Origin of the sequence: Paenibacillus tritici, from assembly GCF_018207515.1 — a bacterium.
Classification (GTDB): Bacteria; Bacillota; Bacilli; order Paenibacillales; family Paenibacillaceae; genus Paenibacillus_AQ; species Paenibacillus_AQ tritici.
In genome coordinates this window covers 1,632,387-1,656,850 of sequence record NZ_CP073365.1, presented here as the reverse complement: position 1 = coordinate 1,656,850, position 24,464 = coordinate 1,632,387, and the positions used below count along the sequence as shown (strand labels likewise).

Below are 24,464 nucleotides of genomic sequence, written 5' to 3'. Positions count from 1 at the left end.
TAGCAGTTTATAGTTTTTTATATTCTCTTTATAAACCTTTATGTTTCTTTTACCGGAGCTTCATCTTCGAATGTGAAAATAACTTGTATATATTAGGGATTGTCATAGGAGGAGTTAACAGCTATGCGAATTTTATCAGAGAGAAAAAAAAGCAGCACGCCCGCTATACAAATTGACGGTGTGCACAAAAAGTTTGGCGACTATACCATATTAAACAATCTTTCGCTGGAGGTGAGCCGCGGTGAGATTTTTGGATTCCTGGGACTGAATGGCGCCGGGAAAACAACGACGATCAAGATGCTCCTGGCGATGCTGAAGCCAACCTCCGGCAAGCTCTATATGTTAGGTGAAAAGGTCGATGCCGGAAACTCTACATTATGGAGCAAGGTCGGATATTTGGAGGAGGCTACTTTTTATCCCGATCTCACGGTAACTGAGAATCTTGACATCGCACGGCGTATGCAAGGGTTGGCTGACAAGGATGCCGTACATCAGGTGATCTATAAGCTGGGACTTGAGCCGCATCAAAAGAAAAAAGCAAAACATCTCTCACTCGGTAATAAGCAGCGCCTGGGACTTGCCAAAGCGATGATTCACAATCCGGAAATTCTAATCCTGGACGAGCCGATCAACGGTCTTGATCCCGCAGGCGTAGCGGAGATACGGAATATGTTATATAATCTGGCAACCAATTTCGGCGTAACTGTTTTTATATCCAGCCATCTGTTAGAGGAGCTCTCGAAGGTGTCGACACGCATAGGAATTATTCACGGCGGCCGGCTGGTGCAAGAAGTCGCAATGGATAAGCTGGAGCAGTCCTTACAGAAAAACCTGGTGGTGAACGGACTGAACAAACCTGCCTTAAAGAAGGTGCTGGAAGAGCATGGCTATACCTTTGAGGATACCTCGGACGGCTATATCAAACTAACCAACGAGCACGCGGCAGATCATCCTGAACGGCTGGCTGAACTGCTCGTACAACGCAATCAGCCGCCAACATCGCTCCGGGTGGTTACGGAGGATTTGGAAGGATATTTTCTCCGCACCATTGGGATGACCAGGGGGATTAAATAATGAATATTCTATCTGTGTTACATTGTGAGATTCGCAAGATTATCCGCTCCAATGTGTTCTGGATCATGTTTCTTGTCTTAGGCTTCGGGCCCATCATGATGGGCGTCGGAAATGTATTATCCAGTGACGCCGGCGGTGTCAGCTGGGAGCAGTATTTAACCGGATTGCTGGATACACTTGCCCCGCTGGGGCTTATCGGATATACCTTTGTTGCGGCATGGGTATTCGGACGGGAGTTTGCGGATAGAACCATCAAGGATTTGCTGGCAAAGCCCGTGTCCAGAGCGAGAATTGTATTGTCCAAATTCCTTGTCATTTTAGCATGGTGCCTGTTGCTTTCCGTCTATATGTTTGCCGTAGGTTTTGCCGTAGGGGCAATCATGGGCGTCCAAGGCGGGTCCGCTTCCTTCATTTCGGGCTTGTTCTTTAAGTTCCTGATCACCTCGCTAATGTACATTTTGGTGACCGCACCAACCATTCTTTTGGCCAATGTGACCAAAGGCTATCTGGCACCCCTGGGGCTCATCCTGATCATCGTCATTCTGTCCAATGTGCTCTCCTCATTTGGATTTGCACCCTATTTCCCATGGACCATCCCGTCGGTATTTCAAAGCACCGGTTCCTTACAGCTCAGCAGTATATTGATACTTGCGTATACAGGGATAGTCGGAATAGCCGGAACCTTTGCCTGGTGGAGATATGCGGAGCAGCCGTAAATGGACCGATCACTCCTCCTCACTCACAGTGCTCTTCATCGCCTCCTGTTCGCGGAACGCCGAAGGTGTCAGCCCGTACTTTTTCTTGAACAAGGTGGAGAAGTAAGTGATGTTGTATATCCCTACCGCTTCACTGATCCTGGCCGCAGTCTCCGAGGTAGAAGCAAGCAGTTCCTTTGCTCTTTCCAGCCGGGTGTTGTTCAAGTATTCACTGAAGGATTGCCGGGTCGCTCCTTTGAACAGTTTCCCCAGATAGCTGGGCGACAGTCCGGCGATGCTCGACACCAGATCGAGGGAGATGTTAGGCTCGGCATAATGCTCATGAATGTAATTCTGTGCTTTTTCGATAAGGATATTATGCTTTTGAGCATTCAGCCAGTGATTCTTGTCTTCAATTAATGTGCAGATGGTGCTGCAATAGCGGTTGAACAGGTTACGGATCTCCGTCAGATCTTCAGCCCGTTCAATATCGGTTACCGCTTGCAGGTAATCATTGAAATTAGAATCCGGCACATGCTGTAAATAGTCAAAATGTTTAAGCAAAGACAACATGAGTTGAGTGCTAAAGGTGATGACCTGATGAACGGAACCGCCGGATATTTTATCTATAAATTCTTCGATTGCACTAACCATTGCTTCCGGCTTGCCGTCCTGCACAGCATCAATCAGTTTCTTCTCGTAGGCGCTGGGGTAACTGAGGGCCGTCAACACATGATGGCGTGTCGCTATAGCATCCAGAATTGCTTCCTTCCCATAGATGAGCCGGTATTTCACATACTGCTGCGCAGAAGTGTACGAGGACGGAATATTCCCCTTGCCACAGGATATATCTCCTATCCCTATAGATACTGTCATCTTGAAGTAGCGGTTCAGGAAGCTTTGAATATTGCGCAAGGCAGGCCCCAGCTCCTCCGGAAGCTGATTGTCCGTGTATTGAAGGATAGCCACGGCTTCACTTCCTCCCATAATGAGCACATCACATGGGCCGATCGGCTCCAGCATCTCTTTGGCGATATTCCCGAGTGCGAAGCTCAGCAAAGGCTGCTGTTTCCCCTCCATCCTCTCCCCTAGTGGTTCAAGCTCATTGATTCTGAACACCAGCACGCCAAAGTACGGCCCCGCCACCTCCTCGCCGATATCCTTAAGAATTTCGCTCGAAACATAGTGCTCCAGGGAATGACCACGCAGCAAGGCATGCAGGTAATGCTCACGGACGGTCCGGGAGGAGTGGTTAATTACAAACTGCATCGACTTCTCACGTTCATGATAGGAATGGAACACCTCGGTCATCAGCTTGTATTCATCAATAGGTGCCAACCCGGAGGCCGGATGGGCCGGGTTAGGCATGACTTTTTCGAGCAGCGCCGATAAGGGTCTATTCATGTTGGAGGTCAACAGGACAGAGAGCAACAGACCTGCAAGTACAATTCCGGCTGTAACCAGCAGCGTAATCCCCCGGAGCTGGTCGATGTTAGAGATGAGCTCGGAATACGGTGAAACGCTTACAAAATACCAGTCCAGTTCCTCTGACTTCACATAAGTGACCAGATTCCTTTGGTCTGAAATCATTGTGGTGAAGCTGCTCTCCTTATGGTTCTCGATTAATATCTTCCGCACATACTCCTCTTCGGATAAATCCTCCAGAAACAGGTTGGAATCGGTATGAGACAGCACTTTACCTTCATTATTGATTACAAAAACATTATTAGCGGCGTCCGCACTGCTGATCTTGCGGATGGTCGTCAGAATGGACTGCTCCTCCACATTGATATAGATCAGCGGATTGCCTGTGGTCCGGGGTGAGAAATTCGGGTACAGCAAGAAGGTCAGGAACTGTAATGACTTCCCGTTGTTGCGGCCCGGAACCTTCAGACTGCGCGGATGGAACTCCATATACTGCTTCGCGCTGAGGGTGGTAAGCGAAGCATCAAACGGAAGCCCGGCTGTATCAATGGTAGTTCCTGTGGAAGGCCGGTGTATCCCGATACTGTGTATATATGGGTTCACATTTGTAATTTGTTCGATCTGTTGAAAAATATGATAATTGCTGACCTTGTCCTCCACCGTCTCATTGAGAAAGGACAGGATTTCCGGTTGAATCAGCAGTGTATTTCCTATAGTAACGACCTGATTATAGACTACATCGGAGGCGTAGGTGATCTGGGATAACATCGCCCGGGAATTACGTTCGATCTCCTTAATAGCACTTCTGGAGAATAGTGAGAAAAGCACACCGGATAGCAGGCTTACGGTCAGAAGAACGAGAAGGAAATATGAGATGGTGAGCTTTTGAAATGCCTTGTATCGAACAAGCCGGTTGATGGTTGTCCGCATGTTGAATTCCTCCCAACACTGCTCGTTATCATTTCTAAACTATAGTACATTTTGGACCGAAAAGGTACTGAATCAGGCCAAAATGAAAGTCATTCCGTTTTTTTGAAAGCCTTGTGTTTGAATTTGAAAGCGTTTTCCAGGTTTTGAAATAGACTCTTCGGGAGGGTATGGCTAATCTGGAATCAAGGCAAGCGTCATTTATAACAAATGGGGGGAACAGGAAATTGACAAAAAAACGGCGTCCAAGACTCAGCATACTTTCTGACATCCGCAGGAATGGTACATCCTATTTGTTGGTTTTGCCGGCAATGGCCTACACTTTTATTTTCGGCTATATGACGTATCCTTATATGGTCATTGCTTTCCAGCGTTTCAATTATACCAAGGGAATCTTCCATAGCGAATGGGTGGGATTCAAGAACTTCGAGTTCTTCTTCCGGTCCAACAAAGCGCTTACGGTCACCTTCAACACCATTTACCTCAATTTACTCTTTATTATTTTCGGTACGCTGATGGCGCTGGCTATTTCACTGGTTCTAAACGAGCTGCGCAAGAAGCTGTTTGTCAAGATCAGTCAATCCCTGATGTTATTCCCGAATTTCATCTCATGGATCGTCATTAGCTATGTGCTGTATGCGCTATTCTCAATGGATATGGGAATTGTGAACAAAACGCTGAACCAGCTCGGCATGTCCTCTGTGAACTGGTATACCGAGGCGCAGTCCTGGCCGGCGATTCTTACCGTCATGCATGTGTGGAAGGGGGCCGGAATGAGTGCCATTATCTACTTGGCGACCATTACCGGTATCGACGAGACGTTGTATGAAGCAGCCGAGATTGACGGGGCTAACCGCCTGCAGATGTGCTTCCGGATTACGCTTCCGCTAATGATGCCCACGGTTATTATCCTGACGATGCTCTCGGTCGGCAAAATTATGTACGGCGATTTCGGAATGATCTATGCGCTCATCGGTGACAACGGCACCCTGTATTCGACCACGGATATCATTGATACGTATGTATTCCGGTCCTTGCGTCAGATTGGCGACCCCTCCGAAGCCATGGCTGTTGGACTTTTCCAGTCGGTCATCGGATTCATCCTTGTCTTTGGTACCAATGCCATTACCCGCAGGTTCTTCAAAGATGGCGCATTATACTAAATCCGGAGGAGTAACTATGAAAAAAATGTCAATCAGCAAGACGGTCATGTACACGCTGACTGCGGTGTATTCGGCGCTTTGCCTGCTTCCGATGCTACTCGTGCTGATGATCTCTATCACGGATGAGGATGCTATTCTTAAGAACGGCTACAACCTCTTTCCGGAGAAATTCTCTCTATATGCCTATAAGCTGATCTTCACGGGCGGCTCCCAAGTCATTCAGAGCTACGGAATTTCTATCTTTGTCACGGTCGTCGGTACCACGCTGGCTATTCTGATTACTTCTATGGCAGGCTATACATTAGCGAACAAAAATGTGAAGAACCGCAATCTGCTGGCTCTTTACTTCTTTATCACCATGATTTTCACAGCCGGGATTGTGCCCTGGTATCTGATGAACCGGTCACTCGGATTAACCAATAATATCTTGGCTCTGATTATTCCGTCGCTCCTGTTCAGCCCGTTCAACCTCTTCCTGGTACGCAATTTCATGAACGGAATTCCCGACTCGCTGCGGGAATCAGCTACCATAGACGGAGCGAGTGATATTGTCATTGCTTTTAAGATTTACCTTCCGTTATGTAAGCCGGTACTCGCGACCATTGCTCTCTTCTATGGACTGGATTATTGGAATAACTGGTGGAATGCGATCATGCTAATTGACACCAAAGATTTGTATCCGCTGCAATTCATGCTGCTGCAGATGCAATCGGAGATCAGTATGCTGAACGATATGGCTATGCTGGCCGGAACAAGCGACGTTACGCTTCCTTCGGAGTCGGTCAAGATGGCGACAGCCATCGTGACGATCGGGCCGATCGTCCTCCTCTATCCGTATCTGCAAAAGTACTTCGTGAAAGGGCTGGTTATAGGTTCAGTTAAAGGCTGATGTCATCCCTAAGGGGTTAACATAAATAGGCATAAATAGAGGAGGTCTATATTATTCATGAAAAAACATTACGCCATTCTATGTGCTGTGGTGCTTGCCCTTTCTACATTGATCGGGTGCGGCAAGGCTTCCGACAGCCCTGCCGCAAACGGGGAAAATAACGCTTCATCCCCGAAGTCGGACAATATCGTCCGGATCAAATACGTGGTTCCCGGCACCGAGCCCAAAGACTACCAAAAGGTGTATGAAAAAGTCAATGAGAAGCTGGCTGCAGATGGTGTCGGCGTTGAAGTGGAGAAAATCTTCATCCCCTGGGATGCATGGGACCAGAAGCTGAACCTGATGCTGTCCACCGGTGAAGAGTTCGATTTGTTCCATGTCATGCAGGACCGCACTCCGTTCTCCAACTACTATACCCGGGGGGCGCTGGCAGATATCTCAGAGGAAATTGAAAAATATGGAGCAAACCTGAAAAGGCATATCCCGGAGGATATCTTTAGCGGCGCAACCATCGGCGGGAAATATTATATCGTCCCCTCCTACTGGGTTGAAATGGCGAGCGAGGGAGAGTTCAATATCCGCCGCGACATTCTCCGCGAGAACAATCTGAAAGAGCCGACAACTCCGGCTGAATTGATTAGCGCCTGGGAGATTGTGATGAAGAACTGGAAAGGGAAAAACAAACCCTATTTGGGCACCCGGGCAGATTTTGACCCGATATCCCTGCATACCTCCATCTTACACCGGAGTTATGACAGCTTCCCGTTCACCGTTAAAGATAAGTTCTTTTATGTCAATCAGAACGGTGAGGTCAAATCCTGGATTGAGACAGAAGAATTCAAGAAGGATGCTGCTTTCATGCGCGAGCTGTACACCAAAGAAATTACGAATCCTGATATCCTAGTCATGAAGCAGGAGCAGGTAGATGCTCAGCTCGACAGCGGGGAGTGGTTCGTACGCCTGGGAACGGGCGGAAGCTTGAACGGGCTCCAGAAATACAATCCAAAAGCTACAGTAGACGATATCGGAGTGGTATGGTTTAACCCGGAGAAAGAATATCTGCGTCCCCTCTCCTTCAAGAACGGAAATGCCGTACCGGCGAACAGCAAACATCCGGAGGCAGCCGTTAAATTCATGGATTGGATGCTGGCCAGTCAGGACAATTATGATCTGGTTCAATATGGCATAGAGGGTGAGCACTACACCAAAGATGGCGAAAAGGGCCTAAAGCCGATCAAAGATCCGAATAACAATAACAATCCGAGGTACAGGGGCTCCGATTCGCAGAACGGGAATGTGAACTTTATGCGCTTTGACCTGGAGAATAGTATACCTGACAATAACAAAGTCTTATTTGAGCCAAATCCCAAAGCGGTTAATAGTATTGCGGCCAACTTTATTTTTGATCCAACGAATGTGAGAACGGAATATACTAATATTCTCTCGGAAGCTTCAGCCAGCATCACTCCAATCTATATGGGGGTTCTGGACTACAACCAAGCCTTCACTGAAGCACTGGGCAAAATGAAGAAAGCGGGCCTGGACAAGGTAGTTGCGGAATACCAAAAACAGTTTCAGGAATATCAATCTTCTCTTCAATAAAAAGAGCTGATACAATAAAGGAGTGCGGAAATGTTGAGCCTGCATAAGCAAAAAATAGAATTTGAAGCGTCAAAAACTATTTATGAAAGCGCAACCTTATCATTTAAAAACGTGGAAGGGTTTGATGTCTATAATATTTCGATTCCTTTTGAACGGGATAGCAAACGTTACTTGTTCGGCCGGGTAGAACGCCGCGAAGAATGGGCCCGCTCCTGGGTCCGCCTCTTCGAGGAGACCGGTCAGGATGAGTGGACCGTGGTAGATAATAGTATGATCTATACGCTGGAGGACCCGTTTATCAGTGAAATCGGTGATGAGCTTGTCCTGGGCGGAACGCATGTGCAATATCAAAGCGGCAAATACAGCACGTTTTTCGGATATTTTTACCGGGGGACTGACCTCCACGATTTGTACTACTTCACTACCGGTCCTAACAAAATGAAAGATATCCGCCTTGTTGCTCTGGCAGACGGCAGGATTGGCGTCTTCTCACGCCCGCGGGGCAGCGAGATGAAGGGCCAATACGGCAGCGAATCCATGATCGGCTTCACCGTTATTGACAACCTGGAGGATTTGACTGCAGACGTCATTGAGAATGCGCCTTACATTCATGGTATTTTTGGTGCAGGCGAATGGGGAGGCGTTAATCAGGCTTATCTGCTGGACAGCGGCAAGATCGGAATTATCGGCCATATTTGTTATCAGGATAAGGATGAGGATGGCAAGCTTCTAAAGGTATATTTGAATATGGCCTTTATCTTCGATCCCATCACCAGGGAATCCCATCACCTGCATCTGATTGGAAGCCGTTCCTGCTACCCGCCGGGGCCCGCCAAGTTCCCATATTTGACGGACTGCGTCTTTTCTTCGGGGATCGTGATGCGGGGGGACGGCAAGGCTGATCTGTACAGCGGTGTTGGTGATTGCCAGGCCGGGCGTATTACGATCGACTATCCGTTCGCACCCTATGGAAGCATTGTCTAAATCACAGTTCGTACTCACAAGGAGGATATTCAAACGATGAATCATGCAAATACAGCTGTCATAGGAGCTTTGGCCTCAAGCCCGCTCATCCGCCGTCATCCGGCCAATCCTGTGCTGGATGCGGCCCGGGTCCCTTATCCCACCGCACTTGTGTTCAATGCAGGAGTGGTTAAGTTCGGCGGCCGGTATGTGATGGTATTCCGCAATGACTATGGCTCACTCGACAAGCAGACCCTTGAACCGACTAATACAACGGATCTGGGTATCGCCTTCAGTGAAGACGGAATTCACTGGACGGCAGGACCCAAGCCGGTATTCAAGCTACATGACGAAGAGGTCGTGCGCGCTTACGATCCGCGTCTGACGGTGATTGACGGACGCTGCTACATGTGCTTCGCTGTAGATACACGGCATGGTATCCGGGGAGGGGTCGCAGTCACGGATGACTTCGAATCCTTTGAAATATTGAGCTTGTCTACGCCGGACCTGCGGAATATGGTACTGTTCCCGGAGAAGATCAACGGCAACTATGTGCGGCTGGAACGGCCATTCACCGTATACAGCCGCGGAGGCAAGGACCGGTTCGACACCTGGATCTCGGAGTCGCCGGATCTGATCTATTGGGGACGTTCGGATCTGCTGCTGGCGGTGGAGCAGGTACCGTTCGCCAATGACAAGATCGGTCCGGCAGCGCCGCCAGTGAAGACGGATAAGGGCTGGCTCACCACCTTCCATGCGGTGGATATCGACTCCGCCAGAGGGAAGCACGGCTGGGAGCCGTCCTGGAAGAAGCGGTATACCGCAGGTATTATGCTGCTTGACCTGGACAATCCGAAGAAGATTCTCGGGATGAGTGCATCGCCGCTGCTTGCACCTGAAGCACCCTACGAAATAGACGGAGGCTTCCGCAATAATGTCATCTTCCCCGGCGGCATGATCCTGGAGGACGATGGCGAAGTCAAAATCTATTACGGAGCCGCCGACACCGTAGAATGTCTGGCTACCGCCCATGTCGATGATCTGATCCGGCTTTGTTTGGGACAGTGAGACTGGCCTTCTAACTAACAGAAGCGGGTATCATCCTTGAATGAGGAGGATTCCCGCTTTTTACTTTGTAAAACTCATGATACAGCTTCAAGAGCTTGCGGTAACGTTCGTTCGTATTCCTTATGTAACACATAACGTTGGACGCCTCTCGAAGCGCTTACTGCTTCCCTCGCATGAGTGATAGCAGTTTCACTGTTACCTGCTTTGAGTTCAATTTCTGCGAGCAGCGCTGATCTCATCCATTGCTTCTTAATTGACTCTAGATGTTCCCGCGCCTGAGCACTCTCCCCTTCCTCCAACAGCAGAACCGTTTCATAGTACGTCCGGTAATCGGCATGGCGGATATGCGGGACGGCTTCCCGAACAGCAGCCATCTCTTTGCGGTACAGTCCGTAAGCCGCCTTGAATGTTGCCTGTACCGCTGCCTGCTTATGTTTGCTCATTAGCTTCTCCATAACCGTTCTTGCTTCATCGTCAAGTCTGTTCGCAAGAACATACTGAATATACAGGGCAGGATTGTTTTTCTGGCTGCGTAAAAAAGACTCCACGCGGTCCACCCGCTTCTCCAAAACAGCAGGACAATAGAATTGGGCTATAAAAGCAATGAGACAAGCCACCACAGCTCCAACTACTATCAGGATTGGTGAATAGTCGTTGAATAATACGAATAAGACAAACACGAACAGCACGAAATAAACTGTAATGCTCCAGCGAAAGCGTTTCATTCTAAATCTCCTTTGAATATCATCATTAACAAGCACCACTTCCATTTAAAATATTGTATCACAAGTGGAAAGACATGATATTTAACATAGTTTGAGCATGTTTACAGTCACATCCGGGAAAGACTTAACTGTGTTACGATATGTCAATAACTTGCGAAAGAGGTGTGTAATTGAAACTTCCAACAATCCAATTCGGACAGATTAAATCGAGAGTTCCTGTTATTCAAGGTGGAATGGGTGTAGGCATATCCTTAAGCGGACTAGCCGCTGCTGTAGCCAATGCAGGCGGGATCGGCACCATCTCTGGTACAGGAATCACTGCAGAAGAGCTGAGAATACATATTCGCAAAACAAGAGAACTCTCTAATGGAATTGGCTATGTCGGTGTGAATGTACTCTTCGCAGTGAAGGATTTTGCCGAGAAAATGAAGGTTGCTTTAGAAGAAAAGGTTGACTTTATAATTTCCGGAGCCGGAATTTCTAGAGATATTTATGCATGGGGCAGAGAATATGATACTCCTGTCGTAACGATTGTTTCATCTGCCAAATTAGCCCGAATCTCCCAAAAACTTGGTGCCTCCGCAGTCGTTGTAGAAGGATTCGAGGCCGGGGGACATTTAGGTACAGACAGACCCATGTTCGATATCCTTCCTGAAGTCTTAGAGGCCGTTTCGATTCCGGTTATTGCTGCAGGTGGAATTCTGACAGGGGATGATATCGCAAAAGCCCTTCGGATGGGCGCTTCTGGTGTTCAAATGGGTACCCGTTTTGTGGCAAGCCACGAGTGTGATGCTCCCTTGGCCTTCAAGCAAAAGTATGTAGATGCTCAGCAAGGAGATACGGTCCTGATCAAGTCTACTGTGGGTCTGGAAGGAAGAGCGATTCGCAATGACTTTACGGACCGGATCAGTAATGATGCCAGATTAAAGATAGCCAAATGCTATGATTGTCTAAAGGTGTGTTCACATCGCTTCTGTACAATGGAGTCCCTGCTCACTTCCCTTAGAGGGGATGTTAAGAACGGCTTGGTATTTGCCGGGTCCAGAGTTCATGAGATTACAGAGATTCTGTCCGTCCAGCAGATTATCGACAATTTAATGAGTGAGTATCAAAGGGCATTGAGCCCTACCGTTTAAGGTTTGTTATAAGATTCATTTGCACGATTAACCACTTAAGCAAGCTTGGGATTTGCGGGCATAAGTGGTTTTTTATTTTCGCAGGATACTCAAATTTAGTTATATTTATTAAGCTTTTATGTTCTATAAAATAATAAAAGCAACTCGTAAGTAGACAAGCTGCATAGTAAATGTAGTAATTTCCTCTTCTCAATCTTCAGATTCACTTCCTTGATAACAGATGTATCCTTCGGCGGCTCCTTAGGCTATGGCACAGCGGCCAATGCTTCAGTGGTCAAGGCAACCTACTCCAATGATCTGGAGGTGACGACAGACGATTCATGGATTGTAGTCGATAGCAGTGCCAGAAACAATAAACCTCTAGTTGTTGCAGTCGGGTCTCCACATCCATTTAATAATGGATTAACCGCTCTAGGGAATCAGCAGCAGAATCCATTCACCACACCTCTGGCCAAGTCCGGTAATGAGGCGAATTTCTATGGCTTCATTAATACCTTGAATCTTGAAGCGGGCCAGTCGAAATCCCTGGTGAATTTTGTACAAGTTGGAGAAGCTGGTGAAGCTGGGCTGAGCAATCTGGTTGCCACGCTTAATGGACTCAATCAACAGCTGGATGTATCCGGCTTAACCCCTGCACAGATCCGCTCCATCAGCAACTGGGATATCTCAGGCATAGAGGGACTAAATACTGGAGATAACCTGTTCATTCCAGAGGCTCCTGCAAAGCTTCGTCACCTCTTCCCCCTATAATGTTGTGAATATCCATTGCAGAGATGCAGCAGGATATGATTAGCGGTAAAACAACTTCTGTGCAAATTACGCAAGCCTATCTGGATCGGATCAAGGCGTACGATATGGGGCAACTCGGCTTCCATGCCTTCCTGCATGTGTCGGAAACTGCGCTGGCCCAAGCCAAAGCTGCTGACGATGCCCGTGCACAAGGCGCCAAGGGTGATCTGCTGGGAATCCCGATTGCGATCAAAGATATCTATGACACCAAGGACATGCCGACTACAGGCGGCAGTAAAGCGCTTGAAGGCTGGCGGCCAGAATCGGATGCCTTCCAGGTGAATAAGCTGCGGGAAACCGGCGCTGTCATTATTTGGTAAAGTCAATACTTCGGAGTTCGCGAACAGCGGAAGCTTCAGTGAAAGCGGCTGGATGCAGACATGGAACGCACTCTATCCATCCAAAACCTCTTTTGGCTCCAGCGGTGGATCGGCCGTATCGGTTGCAGCTGATTTCGCAGCAGCAGCTATGGGCTCGCAGACAGGGGTGTCTCTCTATGCACCGACTACAAGCGCCAGCCTAAAGAGCTTCTGCGGAACAGACGGTATGGCGAGTACAACAGGTGTACTGCCGCTCACTTAGGGACAGGATTATGCGGGGCCCATCGCCAAAACCGTAACGGACCTGGCCATTATGCTGAATGCTACAACAGGTACGGACCCACAGGATGTTTTCACCGTAACTGCTGATGCCGATCATAAACGTCCAGAGAACTGGAAGGAATCGCTGGATGCCGGGGCCTTGAAAGGAAAGAAAATCGGATTCATCCCCGAATCCTTTGTCTCCAGTTATGCAGATGATGATACCGGACAAGCCGTAAAGAATAAGTTCTCAGAACTGCAAGCTGCGGGAGCGGAAATGGTTGAAATGTCAAAAATGCCAGCAGCCCCTACCCGTCCAGCAGGCATTAACGGATCAACGGAAGGCTGGGCGCGCTATATCGAGCTTCATAAGGCATTCCCTTACCCGGATGGAGCAAGTGTCCTCGCTTCCGATAAGGCGCTTATCTATAATCAAAGAGGATATACTGCACCTACGCGGATACGGAACAGGCTGTACAAGATTACATCAAGTATAGAACGGACTATAAGGATGTTATCAAAGGCTGGATGGATGAGAACGGCGTGGATACTATTGTGTATGCAGGTTTCATTAGTGACGTATATAACAATGACGCATCAGCCTCTCAGTTGAGTTCTGACCGCAACACTGGCGTATTAACGTCTAATGTCGTTCTCCCTACCGTAGTGGTTCCTGTAGGAACGAACGACAGCGGCTATTCGATCTCGATGCAGCTTGTGGGCAGAGCGTGGGACGATGCCAAAGTTCTAGGTATGGGCTATGCGCTTGAGCAGCAGAGTCAAGCCAGACTGCTTACCGCTTTTGCTCCAGCACTCCCATATGTTCCAAACCCTACTACTCCTGATCCAACCGATAATGAACCAAGCAATCCAAGTCCTGGAGGAAGTACCGTAACTCCCCCGGCCACACCAACGCCTACACCTACAGCGACACCAGCTCCTACAGCAACACCAGCACCAGCTGAAACAACAGCACCAACACCTAAGCCGGAAGTGGTCAGCTTCACGGACACACTGAATCATTGGGCAAAGGCAAGCATTGACCTGCTGATTTCCAAAGGATTACTAACAGGTTATGAAGATGGAACCTTCCGTCCGAATTCAGGCCTGACCCGTGCCGAAGCCATTAAGGTCATTACAACGCACATGGGACTTGACGGACAAGCAAGCAGCTTCACTGATGTATCAGCAACGCACTGGGCGAATAAGTACATCGGCACAGCAGCCAGTGCCGGCCTGATGAACGGATACAGCGACGGCACTTCCGCCCCAATGCGAAGATTAGCCGTAGTGAATTAGCAACACTGATCACCAGAGCGTTCAAGCTGACGGGTACCGGCACTGCATCATTCAAAGATGTTAAAAAAGAGGCCTGGTATTATAACTCCATTGATGCACTGGCATCCAATAAAATTATTACCGGATACGAAGATAGTACCTTTAAACTTACTCTTTCTTCCTCCGTAATTATCTGCTTATGTCTATGTTCCTCACAAACTAAATCACCCGCTAGACTCAATAATGTTAAGCTCCTCTAACGGACCAATTCTATTCTCCCGGTCACATTCACGTTTTAGAATCATCCCCGTCACCTTACTCCAAGGTATGGTAGGGTTATGATGCACAATGTACGCTTTGGAGAAACGGTTCAGGTAGGAGTTCACTTGCGACTTCGGAGACAGGATGATCTATTTGCGTATTTGCGTATTAGCTGACTGTATATAGATCAAATACCTTTAAGTTTCGCTGCTCATCTAACTTACTACCGAATTCATTCATCACAATAAATCCGGGTACCGTTTGGGGCAAGCAAAAAACATATCCAGCAAGTAGGTCCAGCATAGTTTAACTTCTTAGATTCTCGCGCTAAGTGCTGTAGTAGAACTCAATGCTTGGTTAACAGTTTGCAAACTAAAAGATTGCTATAGTACTCCTTAGGACTAACTTACCCTTACCCTATAGACCCTCGAGTACAGTGAAATCTCACCTTATTTTATATTCCTTGTTAGTGAAGGAAGATACACAAGTACAGGAAAAACAATGCCTTTTCATCCACCATTTTGGGTTAAGCCGGTTCCTAAAGGTTTTTTATTTTCAAAAAAAAGTTATTAAATTTATTCAAACTCAACCTATTTAATGGGCTTTTATTAGATAAATATATGTTATAAACAACTAAAACAATAAAAATTAATAATAATAGGACTTTTGATATCCTATAATCTTGTCGGTTAGCAAAAGCGAATAAATTCATTGGTGTATTCTTATCCATATTGGCTCCAATCATCCAGTAACTCCAATATGATAGACTAACAATATAGCCGATAGCTGATGATTTAAATGCATTAGAAAAGGATAATGCTATTCCTCCTAAAAATAGTATTCCCGGAAGAGTTATACTTATAAGCTTCCAAAAGTTTAAAGGTTCTTCTCTGAAAATATATCCATGAGGCGAGAGATTTAGAGCCAGTAGAGCAACGCCAATCAATTCAAGTAAAATTATCAAAATAATTAGAGTAGTGAGGCGAATGAGAATAGTGGGGGCTTTGCTACGCTTGCATAAATAAATTAATTCCTCCGTTCGAGATGAAGATTCAATTAAGGGCAAATCACTCAACAGAATCACCCCAATTAATGGCATATAAATTTCAAATGTATTTAAAACATCTATAAGGCTTGGAGCATACGTCGCTATTGGTATTAAACATACAAATAGCAAACATAAAACCCATTTAATTGGCGAATATACTATTTTAAATTGATATATGCTAAAGCGCATAAATGCTTCTCACCCCTTTGCAGCAGAAATTGATCTTTTTCTCCATAGCTTAGCCGATAAAGCAAGAAAAACAAGGGACATTAGCAAATACAAAAGTCTATTCTCTACTATAATACTAAACAATTTATAATCAATAATAAGTCCATCTGTCCGAATCATAAATTTATACATGCTTACAGTATTCATCTCTCGTCCAGTAAAAGCTTGTTCTGAGATATTAAATATAAAATACATAAACAGTACTGGAAGAGCTGCAATTGAATTCCTAAATACAAGTGAAAGAAACACTACAAAAACACTAGAGAAAAGAATAGAAGGTAAGAGAAACAGGAAAAAATTTATGTACATATCCAGAAAATTCACTGTCTCGCCTACCTTTATAAATTTTATACACATCCAAATATTTATAATAGTAGCTAAAAGAAATAATACTGCAACCAATGGGAGCATTCCGCCAGAAAACCTTCCTATAATATATTCATGCGGTTTTATTTTCTTAGAATGAATTAGTTCCTCCATTTGATAACGACGATCTTTATAGAACATCAATACGAATAAAGGAATCACAATTATGGAGCTGAACACTTGAGCTCTATCAACGAATCTCATCGCAACTTCATATGTAAAATATTTTCCATCTAAGTCTTTTTTCAATTTTTCATTCACTTCTTCTACTGTACCAAATCTATACTTTTCACTTTCTATAGCCCCCTCTACCCAGTAAAACCAATCATTTAGGTTTTCCTTAGAGTAAGCTAGAATTTGTGATATATTCATCTGTTTTTTTTGGATTTCTTCTCCCAATCTTCTTAACTTTTTAGAAGCTTCAAGATTATTTTCAAAGTATTCTGGAGATAAATCTAATAAGTATTTTGAGACAGCAAGAGCTAACTCTTTTTCACTTCTTAATACCTGTAGATGTTCTGGATTTCCAGATTGAGCTAACTGGCTTATATCAGAATCGCTCTGTATAGGATAATAGGTTAACAACGGACGGAACTCTTGATACATATTATAGATTAATAATATCGTGCAAATTAAAAACAACAGACTTTTACTCTGTTGTTTTACTTCAAATTTAGTAATTTGCCAGATAGACCTCATTTGCTCCCCCCCTTTATCATAAACATATACGCATCTTCAAGTGATGGGGTAACTTCAGAGTAATCCCCTCTTAGTTCATGTTGATGAATATTTACAAACCGTACCTCAATCCCATTTTCCAAGTGGTTCTGTGAGATAACTAAATGATGTTGTTTTAAATTCATTAATTGTTCTTGACTTTCTAGTCTACAAGTCCATACATGACCTCGTGCCGAACTTATTAAACTTGTAGAACTGCCACAGTAAACCTGTTTACCTTCATCTAGAATCGCTAATTCTTGGCAAGTGCTAGCTATATCCTCTACAATATGTGTAGAGAGTAATATAGTACGATCTTGAGCAAAGTTACTTAACATATTTCGAATCCCAATTCTCTCTTCTGGATCAACCCCTGCTGTCGGTTCATCTATAATTAAAATTCGTGGCTCATGTAACATTGCTTGTGCAATACCCAGTCTTCTTTTCATTCCGCCTGATAATTGCCGTATTTTTTTCTGTCTTTCTTTATTTAGATTCACTTCAGACAACATGTAGTCTATACGTTCTTTACGTACACTTGTGTTCATTTTATTAAGAATGCCCATGTAATCCATTGCTTCATAGACCGTCAAGTTTTCATAAAAACCAAACTCTTGGGGTAAGTAACCAATCATTGATTTTATTTCATTATGGTTTTTTTTATGTAAGGATATATCATAAATTTCAACAATTCCCGATGAGGGTTCCAATAATGTAGCAAGAATTCTCATTAAAGTCGTTTTACCAGCACCATTCTTTCCAAGTAAACCAAAAACACCTTTCTTAATAGAAAGATTGATGTTATGCAAAGCAACAAGAGAATTATATGACTTGCTTAATTCTTTTATTAATATAGACATTATTTTATCTCCTTATGTTGCATTTTATAGAAACTATCTTTGTAAGCTTATAGTGTCTTCCCTTCTTCCAACATTATACAATGAGTGATAATACCCATTACAAATCATTAAATCTCTATGAGTTCCTTCTTCAATAACTTTTCCATCCTTGATAACATGAATAATATCCGCCTCGATAATAGTAGTTAGTCTATGTGATATGATAATTTTCGTTTTACCTTTCATATTTCTGAACAGGCTACTCAAGATACTATCCTCGGACTTATTATCTAGGTTTGAAGTTGCTTCATCAAATACAAGGATTGGCGATTTACGCAGAATAGTTCTGGCAATCGATATCTTTTGTTTTTGTCCGCCCGATAGTTTTACTCCATTTTGCCCCACCTTTGTATCCCATTTATTTGGTAAACCATCTACAAATCCGTACAAATCCGAACTATATAAAACATTTTCAAAATCAAAGTTTTCTATTTGGTGTCCTAAAAGGATATTATTAAATATGCTGTCATTTAAAATATATGTGTTTTGTGTTACCACTCCAATAAACTCCCGAAGTATTTCTATGTCTATATCTTTTATATTTATTCCATTTATTTTTATCTCTCCTTCATTAATCTGCCATATTCTTAGCAAAAGATATATAAGAGTGGTTTTTCCTACGCCACTTTCTCCAACAATAGCATGCGTTTTACCCGCTTCTAGTTTTAAGTTCAAATTATCAAATATCGTTTTTTCTCCATATGAAAAACAAACATTTTTAAATGTTATATCACCATGATCTTGAGGCAAATCGATAGTATTATTTTGTTCAACAGCAGTTGTGGCGAGAATGTCATTTATTTTTTTCCAGGAAACAAAAGCATTTGCGACTTTCATATTAAACTGGGTTATTCTAATTAAAGGGGATACCAGTCTCTGTGAATATATGTTAAATGTAACTAGACCACCCAAGGTTAAAGTACCAATAATTACTTTATAACCTCCTAAACCTAAAATAGACAAAGTCATAATAGATCCTAGCAATCCATTAATGCTCATACCAACGGAGAAAATCATTCGTAGATTAAGAAGCATTTTCGAGTTTGTATTTTCTGAAAGGATATATCTAGGCATAAAGAGTTTCTTAGCGTTTGTAACAATAAAATTCAGAATATTACTCAACATCTCCTGAACCATAGAATTTAGCTCTCCGCTTCCATCTCTCAGCAGTTCACTTTGTCTTTCAACCGTGCTACTCATTATTTTTTGCAGAAATATTATAATCAACTGCACCATAATAATAATTAATAATAAGTCCCATTGTAAAAATATTAAAAAGATTAGCATCCCTACGGATATAATAATATCTGAAACTAACTTTACAAGTTCAGTTGTAGTTATTTGCTGAACATTCTCAATATCAGAAAATAATGTGGTAAATGTCTCTCCAGAATCTTGATCAACTAAATCTTTTCCTTCCTGCCTTTGTATATGTTTAATACATTCTATTCGCAAGTTTTTAACAAATAGCCTTCCAGTTTTCGTGAAAAAGTAGTCAGAGAAAAAAGTTGATACTTCCTGAATAATATCAACAAACAACGCAAAAACAACAAAATATATCAGTAGTTTTAAGTCCCTTTCCCCTACAGCCTCATCCATTATCATCATTATAAAATATGGCATACAAATTGCCGTAATACTACTTATAACCATAAAAGCGACGCCCATTAAATACATTTTTTTGTAATTTGACATTACCTTAAATAAATATTTAATCATATCTTTTTTTTTCATTTCTTATTCTCCTCAATCAGCTCCAGGAGATTATAAACTGATTTAAATGTGCTAAAGTTCAAAGTTGCATCATCAATTTTAATATTAAAAATTTCTTCTAAGGAATTCAATATAACTGGTACGTGGCACTTACTTAGACCTATTTCCCACAACTTCTTGTTTAAAGATAAGTCAGAAATCACCATCTGTTTATTCAATAAGGGATTCAGTAGTTCTATTATTTTCCTTGCAGAATCCATATCGTACTCTCTTTTACCAGTATCAAAAATAAATTCATTCAAAGAAGTATTAACATCATCCTCGGTCCAATAGTTTTTGGTAGCACGTTCAGACAACATATCTATTAGCTCATCTATATTTATCCCAACATTTTCGTCAACTATATTTGAAATTAAACCTGTTATAATAGCAGCTGACTTGCTATTTCCACCGAAGTAACAATTCTCATTTAGAATTCTGGAAGTAAAAATGGGAACCATACTAGCAATACACTGAACCTCGTTTTCCTTATTGAACCAATACTCCGAATCATTTTTAAGAATTGCTCCTCTTACACCTATAACAGAGTTAAAGCGAGCGGGCCAGCTAGTTGTACACCCGTTATAAACTGAACTTACGATAATTTTTCCATTTCGTGTTAATTTTTCGCATACATTCTCTAAGGAAGTTATTTTACTTATATCTCTTGCATCTAATGTAGCTAAACTTAAATTAATAATTCTTGGTTCCAACTTATCACAAAACTGAAGAGCCTCAATTAGCTTCACAAATGAAGATTGAATATTGTCATTGAGGAGTTTAATAACATGTAGTTTTGTTTTTGGAGATACTTTGCATACAGCAAGCCCACAAGCAGTTCCGTGACCATTATTATCAGTAAAGTCTTCTGAGGCATGCAAGTCATTAGAGTCATTATCAAATTCATAATAGCCACCTAGAGTAATTTCTCTATTTATTAATTCACTTTTCATCCCACTATCAAGAATGATCACATCAGAATCGCTCATATAACCCCCCCATAATGAAGATGAGGAGGATTTCGATCCTCCCCATCTTTTCTTTTCGGCTTTTACCACCAAGCTCTATCTTTTGGTGTGTATGCACTTGAATAGATTACACAACCATCATTGCCATTAGTTTTCCCTACCCATACATTATATTCCAAACAATCTGTTTTACATCCTCCTTGTCCATTTATCGATAAATTATTTTCAAAATCACTTATCTTTTTTACTTTCAATTCCACAAAATCACCCTCCATTAGGCACCTTATTTTCGATTAAAATTAGAAAAAACTACCAGCATATTGGTTATTATAGCCCGTTGTCGACCAGCACCCCGAAGTACCATGTGATGTCTTACCTTTCCAAACAGTAATCTCACAATCATCAATACAAATCCCTTGTCCCTTTATTTCCAGGTTTACATCTTTATCAGATATTTTTTTAACATTCAGACTCATTTTTATCACCTCCTTTCAATTTCAGTATATTTTTCTTTTTCAATATAATATTTGCTCGATTCACAGCTTATATGTTCTAGATTGCAAATGATCGGAGAAGGTGTGTGAAAATCGTTTGTAGTAATTTTATTTATAATCTTACATCTAGTAGAAGTACAATACTGAGCACGTGCACAACCTATGCAACTTTCGTTTTCTGTTTTTCCTATTTCTTTTATTTCTGCCACTTTAGTTTTTTGGATACCATCTATAATATTACCTATAATAAATTCACTTTTTCCGACTGCGAGAGTACATGGGTATATACTACCATCAGTATCTATACTAATTGAGGATTCTCCCCCAGAACAAATACTGTTAATTTTTTTGTTTGCTGCTTCATTAATCAGACCCACTTCTACTTTCTTTTCTTTTTTCATTTCAAGTGTATAGTCTGTTATAGAAATCAGTTGATCGGATAACTGTTTCATTGAGGTTTCGTCCCAATTTTCATCCAAATGATCCGGAACAGGAGATATTACTTTGAATCCACAATTTAATAGATGAATTACGTTACCAGATAATTTATCCACTGTTGTAGAATTGAATGTCATTCTTGCTCGTATGTCATCTCTTCTATTAAGCAATTTATTTATTTTGGGCATTATAATATCATAAGTTCCCGTACCGTTTAGCAAGACCCTGTTGCTATCATGAGAATATTTATCACCATCAACACTAACTGAAATATAGCGGAATTCCTCGACAAGATAATCAATTTTTTGATCTGTTAGCAACAATGAATTAGTAGTTATTGAGAAGTAAACTCCATCTATATTCTGCTTAAATTGGTCCACTATATAAGTTAATTCCGGCCAAGGAATCAGGGGTTCTCCCCCATGAATTACTACCATGAGATCCTCAAATTTAAATTCAATCATATGTTTTTTAATAAATACAACAATTTTATCAATTGTACTTTTGTCGATCATATTATTACTTTTTTCCCCTTCGTAACAATATTTACATGCCATATTGCAATTATTTGTTAGAAAAATTGTAGCTATCATGATATCGCCTCTTCTGCCCATATTACTTTTCTTAGTCTAGGTTTCATGAATTCACAGCGCTCTGTGAAAGCAGTTATATCATCTTTCAAAGAATATAAGTCATGTGGACACCGCCAACAAAAATAATTAACATCACAATCTTTACAGGCCAGATAATTTTCCGGATTATAGTCTGATAGTATCGGGTGTATACAGGAATTTTGAGTATTATTGAACAATAAAGTCAAATCTTCGAACTCATCAACACTTCCCAGTTTAAAAGACTTCTCAACAAATAAATCACATGGATATATATCTCCATTGCAATCAATTGTAAATTCTGTAATTCCCGCTTTACAAGAACACCCTACTTTATCTTTGGGTTCTTGAGTATCAGAAAAAACAGGGTTGCTAACAACATTTGGATTTTTCATTAAAGAATTTACGTTCTTCTTTGCTCTTCCTTCAATAGCTAATGCTCTGAGCATTGGTTTAGTATTTAACCGTTTATTTAATTCAAAAAAACCATTGATTAAATTTTCGTTATTTTTCGTAAGAACCATTGATAAACTAATTCGATGAAAGTTTTCATTATGGAGTAAACTTATACTTCTCATTACTTTAGAGAAGACTCCTTTTCCTCTAATAATTGAACACGAATCTTCATCTATTCCATCCATACTAATACTTATGTAATTTACATTTTTAACGAGTTTTTTAATGTTTTGTTCATTAATTAAGGTTCCATTAGTCATTATAGTTATTTCTCCATCAAATGACCTTTTTGCATATTCTATAATGTCAAAAAAGTCTTTCCGAACCATTACCTCTCCGCCACTAAATGTAATATTTTTTGGATGCGTCTTACTAACCTTGTCAATAATCCGATAAATCTCTTCTGTATTATATTTATCGCATTCATTTATCGTGCTAGCATCCACTATGCAATGAGAACATTTCAAATTGCAGCGATTTGTGAGGTAGATGCTAACATCATTAACCCCCCATTTTTTATGTTCCGGATCTAATACACCTAGCGCATCCAGCTTATCTAAAATTTTTTTAAAATATGTTCTATCCTCGTCATCATACAATCTCATTAATAATTCTTCTTGTGATTCATTATTTCTAATAGATTCTTCTAAGATGTCATAGCATTCTTTCGAAATCCTCATCCAAGCTCCGTTTTCTCTATTAAGAATAACTACACGATTAGTATTAAATAAAATTTTACAATTCTCAGATAAATTCACTACATGTGCACTCCTTTTAGCATAATTTTGTCATTGAATAATTTTCATTATAATACATAATATACTTTATATTTGTATATTAACCCAATTAATTTCAAAATAATGTGAAAATAATCACTTTATATGCTTAAATAACCTTAAGTCGCGCCTTTTTCCCAAAGCCAATGATCCTCTCTATAAAGGAGGGTTCCGTAGAGTATTCTCTCACCGGTACTGAGTTTGCTGGAACTGGCTTAACATAAGGTTCCACGTACGCAGGGTATTCATCTTTCTTATATAATGTTTCTAAAGAAAACCTCCCGTCCACACTGAGTGTTTCACTTATAATGGATTTAAATTCGTTCAGGCGGTAATGGATCTCAGCATTTAAATCATTCGTTTCTCCTTTACGCCCTTCTATGTATAACACTCTTTGTTCTTTCTCATATGCCTTTTGTTCACGTATCGATTGTCTAATTGCGCGCTCCTGCTCACGTTCGTATTGCCGTTGCAGTCTTAAATGCCTTTCCTGCTCACGAATAGTAGCATTTCTGGATCTTTCTGCTGCGCGCTGTGCTTTTGCAGTTTCTTTTATGATTTTATTAACTGTACTTCCGAAACTTCGAGCCACCTTCACCCCTCCAAGTTACACAAAAATAGGATAACGATATCCAAATTATAACATTATTTTTAAAATATATTACATGTAAATCCTACTTTTTACATAAATGTTTTGCACTACATGCCTTAATTTCGACAAAAAAGAGCCTGTCAAAAGACAGACTGCGACTAGAATAGACTGTGGACAACCGTTAACGTACGGACCGATAATAGAAGTAACGGAGGTGTTCACATGGGAGAACAGCGTCAGCGATATAACGAAGAGTTTAAAAGGGAAACTGTGAAATTTATTCAAGAACAGACGAAGAGCTTCAGTGAATTAGCGGAAGAGCTAGACATCCCGAAAAGCACACTGCATCAGTGGATGGGGCAATATCGAGAGCTTAAGAATGAACCGGTAGCGAGTGTGGATCGGGTGAGGGAGCTCGAAGCAGAGCTGAAGGAAGCACGGCGTCAGCTCAAGGAACACCAAGATCAACTTGCCGACCGGGATGAAGAATTGGCTATCATAAAAAAACAGTGCACATCTTCAGCAGACCAAGGAACTCCGATT

General features: G+C 42.2%; 24 protein-coding genes and 2 pseudogenes. 14 read left to right on the top strand and 12 right to left on the bottom strand.

The window, feature by feature from the left end; translation table 11 throughout:
• Window positions 1–123 precede the first annotated feature (123 nt).
• Together KDC22_RS07145 and KDC22_RS07140 are read left to right on the top strand one after the other, a co-directional pair.
• Window positions 124–1,074, top strand: coding sequence for an ABC transporter ATP-binding protein (locus KDC22_RS07145; RefSeq protein WP_211722525.1), 951 nt, complete (start codon window positions 124–126; stop codon window positions 1,072–1,074).
• Complete coding sequence (locus KDC22_RS07140) at window positions 1,074–1,790, top strand: ABC transporter permease (RefSeq protein ID WP_211722524.1); 717 nt, start codon at window positions 1,074–1,076, stop codon at window positions 1,788–1,790. Before KDC22_RS07145 ends, KDC22_RS07140 begins: the two co-directional genes overlap by 1 nt.
• A gap of 9 nt (window positions 1,791–1,799) precedes the next feature.
• Here the strand turns inward: KDC22_RS07140 and KDC22_RS07135 are convergent, their stop codons facing one another.
• Window positions 1,800–4,124, bottom strand: coding sequence for a helix-turn-helix domain-containing protein (locus KDC22_RS07135; RefSeq protein ID WP_211722523.1), 2,325 nt, complete (start codon window positions 4,122–4,124; stop codon window positions 1,800–1,802).
• A gap of 308 nt (window positions 4,125–4,432) precedes the next feature.
• On the opposite strand from KDC22_RS07135, the gene KDC22_RS07130 reads away from it, so the two are divergent.
• From KDC22_RS07130 to KDC22_RS07110, 5 genes are read left to right on the top strand one after another with little or no spacing between them, the layout of a single operon-like run.
• Window positions 4,433–5,284, top strand: coding sequence for an ABC transporter permease (locus tag KDC22_RS07130; RefSeq protein ID WP_144025986.1), 852 nt, complete (start codon window positions 4,433–4,435; stop codon window positions 5,282–5,284).
• 16 nt (window positions 5,285–5,300) lie between these two features.
• Complete coding sequence (locus tag KDC22_RS07125) at window positions 5,301–6,173, top strand: carbohydrate ABC transporter permease (protein ID WP_211722521.1); 873 nt, start codon at window positions 5,301–5,303, stop codon at window positions 6,171–6,173.
• Between the two features lie 57 nt (window positions 6,174–6,230).
• Window positions 6,231–7,775 (top strand): extracellular solute-binding protein, encoded by a 1,545-nt coding sequence (locus tag KDC22_RS07120; RefSeq protein WP_211722520.1) that lies wholly within the window; start codon window positions 6,231–6,233, stop codon window positions 7,773–7,775.
• 30 nt (window positions 7,776–7,805) lie between these two features.
• Complete coding sequence (locus KDC22_RS07115) at window positions 7,806–8,759, top strand: DUF1861 family protein (RefSeq protein WP_343221944.1); 954 nt, start codon at window positions 7,806–7,808, stop codon at window positions 8,757–8,759.
• Between the two features lie 36 nt (window positions 8,760–8,795).
• The gene (locus KDC22_RS07110; RefSeq protein ID WP_211722519.1) at window positions 8,796–9,806 is read left to right on the top strand and encodes a glycoside hydrolase family 130 protein; all 1,011 of its coding nucleotides are present in this window, start codon (window positions 8,796–8,798) and stop codon (window positions 9,804–9,806) included.
• Between the two features lie 74 nt (window positions 9,807–9,880).
• On the opposite strand, the gene KDC22_RS07105 is transcribed toward KDC22_RS07110, so the two are convergent.
• Window positions 9,881–10,531, bottom strand: coding sequence for a hypothetical protein (locus tag KDC22_RS07105; protein ID WP_211722518.1), 651 nt, complete (start codon window positions 10,529–10,531; stop codon window positions 9,881–9,883).
• Window positions 10,532–10,701: 170 nt separating this feature from the next.
• Here KDC22_RS07105 and KDC22_RS07100 point away from each other — a divergent pair, with 170 nt between their 5' ends.
• The 6 genes and pseudogenes from KDC22_RS07100 (at window position 10,702) to KDC22_RS33975 (ending at window position 14,575) form a co-directional block, all read left to right on the top strand.
• A complete protein-coding gene (locus tag KDC22_RS07100; RefSeq protein WP_211722517.1) occupies window positions 10,702–11,667 on the top strand; it encodes an NAD(P)H-dependent flavin oxidoreductase in 966 nt (321 codons plus the stop codon).
• A 210-nt stretch (window positions 11,668–11,877) separates the two neighbouring features.
• Window positions 11,878–12,417: a hypothetical protein gene (locus tag KDC22_RS07095; protein WP_211722516.1), complete on the top strand. Its 540-nt coding sequence runs from the start codon at window positions 11,878–11,880 to the stop codon at window positions 12,415–12,417.
• Window positions 12,418–12,476: 59 nt separating this feature from the next.
• The gene (locus tag KDC22_RS07090; RefSeq protein WP_211722515.1) at window positions 12,477–12,776 is read left to right on the top strand and encodes an amidase family protein; all 300 of its coding nucleotides are present in this window, start codon (window positions 12,477–12,479) and stop codon (window positions 12,774–12,776) included.
• Between the two features lie 52 nt (window positions 12,777–12,828).
• Window positions 12,829–13,650, top strand: a pseudogene (locus KDC22_RS33350) (amidase family protein).
• On the top strand, window positions 13,647–14,336 hold the full coding sequence (locus tag KDC22_RS07075) for an S-layer homology domain-containing protein (protein ID WP_211722514.1): 690 nt from the start codon (window positions 13,647–13,649) through the stop codon (window positions 14,334–14,336). Before KDC22_RS33350 ends, KDC22_RS07075 begins: the two are co-directional and overlap by 4 nt.
• Window positions 14,285–14,575, top strand: a complete 291-nt coding sequence (locus tag KDC22_RS33975) for an S-layer homology domain-containing protein (protein WP_211723928.1) — start codon at window positions 14,285–14,287, stop codon at window positions 14,573–14,575. The genes KDC22_RS07075 and KDC22_RS33975 overlap by 52 nt, the downstream gene beginning before the upstream one ends.
• Before the next feature lie 539 nt (window positions 14,576–15,114).
• Here the strand turns inward: KDC22_RS33975 and KDC22_RS07065 are convergent.
• The 10 genes from KDC22_RS07065 to KDC22_RS07020 all read right to left on the bottom strand — a co-directional run bounded on the left by KDC22_RS07065 (window position 15,115) and on the right by KDC22_RS07020 (window position 23,921).
• Complete coding sequence (locus KDC22_RS07065; protein WP_211722513.1) at window positions 15,115–15,813, bottom strand: hypothetical protein; 699 nt, start codon at window positions 15,811–15,813, stop codon at window positions 15,115–15,117.
• 9 nt (window positions 15,814–15,822) lie between these two features.
• Window positions 15,823–16,917, bottom strand: coding sequence for a hypothetical protein (locus tag KDC22_RS07060; RefSeq protein ID WP_211722512.1), 1,095 nt, complete (start codon window positions 16,915–16,917; stop codon window positions 15,823–15,825).
• Window positions 16,914–17,795 (bottom strand): ABC transporter ATP-binding protein, encoded by an 882-nt coding sequence (locus KDC22_RS07055; protein ID WP_211722511.1) that lies wholly within the window; start codon window positions 17,793–17,795, stop codon window positions 16,914–16,916. The genes KDC22_RS07060 and KDC22_RS07055 overlap by 4 nt, the downstream gene beginning before the upstream one ends.
• 33 nt (window positions 17,796–17,828) lie before the next feature.
• A complete protein-coding gene (locus KDC22_RS07050; RefSeq protein WP_211722510.1) occupies window positions 17,829–19,568 on the bottom strand; it encodes an ABC transporter ATP-binding protein in 1,740 nt (579 codons plus the stop codon).
• On the bottom strand, window positions 19,565–20,575 hold the full coding sequence (locus tag KDC22_RS07045) for a S8 family serine peptidase (RefSeq protein WP_211722509.1): 1,011 nt from the start codon (window positions 20,573–20,575) through the stop codon (window positions 19,565–19,567). The genes KDC22_RS07050 and KDC22_RS07045 overlap by 4 nt, the downstream gene beginning before the upstream one ends.
• A gap of 62 nt (window positions 20,576–20,637) precedes the next feature.
• Complete coding sequence (locus tag KDC22_RS07040) at window positions 20,638–20,814, bottom strand: hypothetical protein (RefSeq protein ID WP_211722508.1); 177 nt, start codon at window positions 20,812–20,814, stop codon at window positions 20,638–20,640.
• Between the two features lie 39 nt (window positions 20,815–20,853).
• A complete protein-coding gene (locus KDC22_RS07035) occupies window positions 20,854–21,030 on the bottom strand; it encodes a hypothetical protein (RefSeq protein WP_211722507.1) in 177 nt (58 codons plus the stop codon).
• A gap of 5 nt (window positions 21,031–21,035) precedes the next feature.
• Window positions 21,036–22,079, bottom strand: coding sequence for a radical SAM/SPASM domain-containing protein (locus KDC22_RS07030; RefSeq protein WP_211722506.1), 1,044 nt, complete (start codon window positions 22,077–22,079; stop codon window positions 21,036–21,038).
• Window positions 22,076–23,311, bottom strand: a complete 1,236-nt coding sequence (locus KDC22_RS07025; protein WP_211722505.1) for a radical SAM/SPASM domain-containing protein — start codon at window positions 23,309–23,311, stop codon at window positions 22,076–22,078. Before KDC22_RS07025 ends, KDC22_RS07030 begins: the two co-directional genes overlap by 4 nt.
• A gap of 127 nt (window positions 23,312–23,438) precedes the next feature.
• Window positions 23,439–23,921 (bottom strand): hypothetical protein, encoded by a 483-nt coding sequence (locus KDC22_RS07020; protein WP_211722504.1) that lies wholly within the window; start codon window positions 23,919–23,921, stop codon window positions 23,439–23,441.
• Window positions 23,922–24,143: 222 nt separating this feature from the next.
• On the opposite strand from KDC22_RS07020, the pseudogene KDC22_RS33970 reads away from it, so the two are divergent.
• Window positions 24,144–24,311: pseudogene (locus KDC22_RS33970) on the top strand (transposase); the annotation flags it as partial.
• Between the last annotated feature and the right edge of the window lie 153 nt (window positions 24,312–24,464).